Origin of the sequence: Sphingomonas populi, assembly GCF_004208535.1 — a bacterium.
In the GTDB taxonomy this organism is placed as follows: Bacteria; Pseudomonadota; Alphaproteobacteria; order Sphingomonadales; family Sphingomonadaceae; genus Sphingomonas; species Sphingomonas populi.
The window spans coordinates 1-4,772 of sequence record NZ_SGIS01000098.1; the positions used below are offsets into that span (position 1 = coordinate 1).

Sequence of the window (4,772 nt, forward strand, 5' to 3'; positions counted from 1 at the left end):
AGCAGATCGGCACAGTGTTTCGTTCCGAGGAAGACTCCGTCCAGGTTGACGGCGATCGTCTTGCGCCAATTTGCGAGCGTCTCCTCGCGTATCCGGCGGGGAATACCGATGCCTGCATTAGAAACGAGGATGTCGAGCCGACCAAAGCGCGCCTCGATCGCGGCGACTGCCTGGACCCATTCGTCCTCGTCGGAAACGTCGAGCCGGACATAGGCAGCCTTGTCGCCGAGCGCGGTAAGGTCTTCATCAGCCGTGTCGGCCAGATCGGCGACCATCACAGATGCGCCTTCCGCCAGAAACCGTTCGACGCACGTCCGCCCGATACCCCTAAGCCCCCCGGTGACCAGCGCCACCCGCCCCGCAAGCCGACTCATGCTGCCGGCATCCAGGCCAATAACGGTCCTGCGATCGCAATTTCAGAGACCGAGATGAAATCGGTGCTGGCGATCGCCCAGATCTCGGTCTGCCGAGACCTGAATTTCCTTATCATTTTCATACTTGTCCATGCCACCGAGGCGGCTCCTCGCTCTCAGCGGTAAAAGTATGCGCGTTGATTCGACGCTGTCAATCTTAATTATCTAGGATATCAAAATCCGACATCCGTTCCATTTACCTCTCGCCAAGCGGTCGCTGGTATGATTCATTGCTCCTGAGTGTTGCAATAATATCATTTAGGAGCGTGTGATGTTGGCATGGCAAGCAGACAGTTTCGGTGAACCGCTGGATGTCCTGGCGTTCAAGGAAATTGCGAAGCCGGTTCCGGGACCGGGCGAAGTGTTGATCAAGGTGCGGGCCGTCGGGTTGGGACTGCCCGACCTGTTGTCGGTGCAGGGGCACTATCCTTTCGTCACCGTTCCTCCCGCGATACCCGGCCATTCCTTCGTGGGCACGATCGATACTGCCGGTCCTGGTACTTCCTATATGCCGGGAATGCGCGTGATGGCCCGCACCATGTACAAGAACCAGGCCGGAGCGCTCGCGGAATACGCGCTTGCCCGAGAATTTGATACTTTTCCGGCGCCTGATGGGTTGGATGACGCGCAGGCAGCCGGGTTCGTCGTCCCGTACCACACGGCCTATGTGGGCCTCGTCAGTCGGGGCAAGCTCGCGAAAGGGGAGACGTTACTGGTTCTGGGCGGGTCCGGGGCCAGTGGATCGGCCGCGATCGAGCTTGGAAAGGCGCTAGGGGCGCGGGTGGTAGCGACCGCGCGCGGAAAGGCGAAGTCCGCCTTCTGTCGCGAACTGGGCGCCGATCATATCATCGATACGACCCGGTCGCACATTGGCGAAGCCCTGCGCGAAGTGACAGGAGGCTATGGTGCCGACCTGATTTTTGATCCGGTCGGCGGTGAGCCGAGCGATCAGGCGGTCCAGGGGATCGCATTTGGAGGGCGGCTGGTCCTGATCGGAATTTCGGCGGGTTTCGCCAATCTGAACCCGCTCGACATGATCGGACGGACCTATTCAGCAATCGGGGCCGCACTCCCAAATCGAACCGAGTCCGAGCGGAAGCAAACGATTGCCGACCTGGATGAACTTGTTGATCAGGGAAAAATATCCGTGCCGATTGAAGGTCGGTATTTTTTGGACCAAGCTCCCACGATTATAGCCCGTCTGGGCGGTGAAATAATGGGAAGGCACATCATCAATATGTAGTTGATCAATATTTCTGAGGGACTTCCTATGATCTGAAGCAACACACCATTATGGAGGAAATTTCCAGAGGTTCGACTGCCCGCGTAACCGGGGCAGATTCCGGGGCGGTGCCTTTTCAAACTGGCGTCATTGTGATTCCCCCTGTCGATGACTCGCAGAAGTTCAGGCGTAATTGCTCGTGTGGTTAGCCAAAATGGGCTTGCGCGCGGCGGCGGTGGGTGATTCAAGCTTTGGATGGCGCCACCCCCGCTTCATGTTCTGACCGAAGCCGAGAAGAACGAACTGCTGCTTGCGCAGCACGAGATGATCGAGCGGATGGCGGCGCGGATTTCCGAGCTTGAGGCGCTGGTGGGCAGGCCGCGCAAGACGTCGAGCAATTCGCATATTCCGCCGTCGAAGGATGGTTTTGGTCGTGGCAAGGGGCGGCCCAAGACGCTGGCAGGGCGGAGCAAAACCAGGCCACTGTCGTAGCCGACCCGGACAACGGGTAAATCCTGACCTCATGACCCAACCTACAGGGCGACGAGGATATGCAAAGGGACCCAATTGGGGCCCTTTTCATATCGTCAGCTCGTCATCGCCACTGGCCCGCTTTTACTCCGCCACGTTGGCTGGAATTGCTCCGCCGTTGACACCTTCTCTTTGGCATGAGGCTGCAGATCAGCGCAAAGAAACATGCGTGCAGCAAACCACCGAATTCTGCGTCAACACCTCCACTCTTGAGTGTCTTCATAAAGACCGGTTCAGACGCGTAGCACGAACTTGACAGGGGAGATAATTAATATCAAGGTCGCTGAATTGTCCGGCGCTTATTCGGGAAGGGTGTTCTGTGGTTGGTCGAAGGGTTTCGGTCGGCAAAGAACCGACCAGTGCTTAAGTCTGGGCAAAAGGTTCCGGAGTTGCAGTTTTCGTTGGCGACGGGCGGCGCATGGGCGTCGCGCGGAGACTCCAGCGTGCGGTTTCTCTTGATCTCGTTTTACCGGGAAGTATTGTGCGTCGTCAGCGTCGATCCTAAAGACATCGCGCAGGCTTGGGTTGAAGGTAACCGGATTGATAAAATCCCGATCAGTTATGGATTAGCGCAAGAGCAGATCGAGATTTTCGGCCTGTTTGCATCGTTCTTTTCCCGCAACCGAAAAGAGATGTATTTCACTGAGCCGGCGCTATGATTGTTCAAGCAAGACGGAGATCTTTACCCGATTATTCAGAGTCGGTGTCATGTGGCTGACCTTACCTCGTTTTTTTCGGCGGACCTGAAGCTGATAGTCGGCCAAAGTTATCCAACGCTAGGGAATGACTGACAGAAATGCCCAAGGATTTGGTCGGTGCCTCAATTTGCGCTGATCACTACCTTTAATGGTGTCAAAGCAGGAAAAATCGCTGTCTTGCTGAAGAACGCATATGGACGCTCGATGCGATGAAAATGGAGTAGCCCCTTTTGCTCCATTTGACAGCACCGTGACTGACCCCGGGGTGCGCGCTGGTACATAACTGCAGGTCGGCCCGCTTCTGGTGAGAAGCAATGAATAGGAAGCCTGATATGGCGGGACGCTTTTTCGATAAATGGCACGTGGGTGATCGGGTCGAACATGAGATTCGCCGAACCGTGACCGAAACGGACAATCTCTTGTTCAGCGTTATGACACATAACCCCCAGCCGCTGCACATTGATGCTGAAGCCGCGAAGGCCAGTGAATTCGGTCAGATTGTCGTCAACGGAACCTTCACATTGGCGTTGATGGTCGGGTTGTCGGTCGGTGACACCACTTTAGGGACTTTGGTTGCCAATCTGGGATACGACAAGCTCGTCATGCCGTCCCCAGCGTTCATCGGAGACACCATGAACGCGACGAGTGAAGTGATGGCGCTCAGAGAATCGCGGTCGCGACTCAATGCCGGGATCGTCACTTTTCAGCATGAGCTCATCAATCAGCGCGGCCAAGTGGTATGCCGCTGCCTGCGAATGGCCCTGCTCAGGAAAGAGCCGGCATGATCCTGCGCTCGCTCCTGTTCGTGCCAGCGGACCGGCCTGATCGTTTTGGCAAGGCCGTGGCGAGTGGTGCCGACGCGATCATCCTCGACCTCGAAGATTCTGTGGCTCTTACCAACAAGCAATTCGGGCGGGAGGCAATCGCCGCCTTCCTCCCCGAGGTGCGAACCGCAAAGGTATTTATTCGCATCAATCCGCTCGACAGCGGCATGGCCGAAGCCGATATCGCTGCGGTGCTATCGGGAAAGCCCGATGGCATCGTCCTACCCAAGGCCGAGGGTGCAGCGAGCGTCGATGCCCTTTTGGCGCTGATGGGAGAAGCACGCGTCGGCATCCTGCCCATCGCTTCGGAAACGCCTGGGGCAGTCTTCGAGCTCGGCACTTATCGGTTTTGCCGCGATGCTTTGTTGGGGCTTACTTGGGGCGCGGAGGACCTGCCCGCCGCTATCGGCGCCAGCGCAGCGCGGGAGGAGGGCGGCCGTTATACCCCGCCCTATGAGATGGTCCGGAGTCTCGTCCTGTTCGGTGCGCACCGCGCCGGTGTCCAGGCGATCGAGACGGTCGTCCCGGATATTCATAACAGGGCGGGTCTCGAAGCGTATCTAAATCGCGCCCGCCGCGACGGGTTCACAGGGATGATGGCGATCCATCCCGCTCAAGTGGCTTCGATCAATGCCGCGTTCACGCCCACTGAAGAGGAAATCGCTAATGCCCGGGAGATAGTCGCCCTGTTCGCAGTTAATCCGTCGCGCGGCGTTGCCCAGCTACACGGAAAAATGATCGACAGACCGCACCTCAAACTCGCAGAGGCAATTCTGGCGCGGACCGACCGAAGCATTTCGCATATTTCCAGCTTCGAGCGAAAATAAAGCGGTGACGTACGGGCGACCGCCACCGATAGCGGACCTGTAATACCAAAGCGCGCTGAGAGTGACTCACGTGGGGGATTCCCAAGGAGCTGAAAATCTGATTCGACGTTGCAGGCAGATGGAGGCTTGCGATGGCGGCAGCGGTTGGCGTTCGGCGCGACTACACACCGGCGGATTTGCGTCGATGTGCCAGACGAAGTGGTGATGCGGATCAGGTCCGACGCCTATTGGCGGTAGCGCTGATCCTGGTCGGCGGG

5 protein-coding genes and 1 pseudogene are annotated in these 4,772 nt (G+C 57.6%); 5 read left to right on the forward strand and 1 reads right to left on the reverse strand.

Translation table 11 applies throughout. The features are described 5' to 3' along the window. On the reverse strand, positions 1 to 374 hold a 374-nt coding region (locus EWE75_RS23840; protein WP_130160511.1), incomplete at its 3' end, for an SDR family NAD(P)-dependent oxidoreductase. A gap of 310 nt (positions 375 to 684) precedes the next feature. On the opposite strand from EWE75_RS23840, the gene EWE75_RS23845 reads away from it, so the two are divergent. From EWE75_RS23845 to EWE75_RS23865, 5 genes and pseudogenes are all read left to right on the forward strand, one after another. After that, positions 685 to 1,656 (forward strand): zinc-binding dehydrogenase, encoded by a 972-nt coding sequence (locus EWE75_RS23845; protein WP_130160536.1) that lies wholly within the window; start codon positions 685 to 687, stop codon positions 1,654 to 1,656. Positions 1,657 to 1,890: 234 nt separating this feature from the next. Continuing rightward, positions 1,891 to 2,118: pseudogene (locus tag EWE75_RS23850) on the forward strand (IS66 family transposase); the annotation flags it as partial. A gap of 407 nt (positions 2,119 to 2,525) precedes the next feature. Then, the gene (locus EWE75_RS23855) at positions 2,526 to 2,825 is read left to right on the forward strand and encodes a hypothetical protein (RefSeq protein ID WP_130160537.1); all 300 of its coding nucleotides are present in this window, start codon (positions 2,526 to 2,528) and stop codon (positions 2,823 to 2,825) included. 371 nt (positions 2,826 to 3,196) lie between these two features. Continuing rightward, positions 3,197 to 3,649, forward strand: coding sequence for a MaoC family dehydratase (locus EWE75_RS23860; protein ID WP_130160538.1), 453 nt, complete (start codon positions 3,197 to 3,199; stop codon positions 3,647 to 3,649). Beyond that, positions 3,646 to 4,515: an HpcH/HpaI aldolase/citrate lyase family protein gene (locus EWE75_RS23865; protein ID WP_130160539.1), complete on the forward strand. Its 870-nt coding sequence runs from the start codon at positions 3,646 to 3,648 to the stop codon at positions 4,513 to 4,515. The genes EWE75_RS23860 and EWE75_RS23865 overlap by 4 nt, the downstream gene beginning before the upstream one ends. Positions 4,516 to 4,772 lie beyond the last annotated feature (257 nt).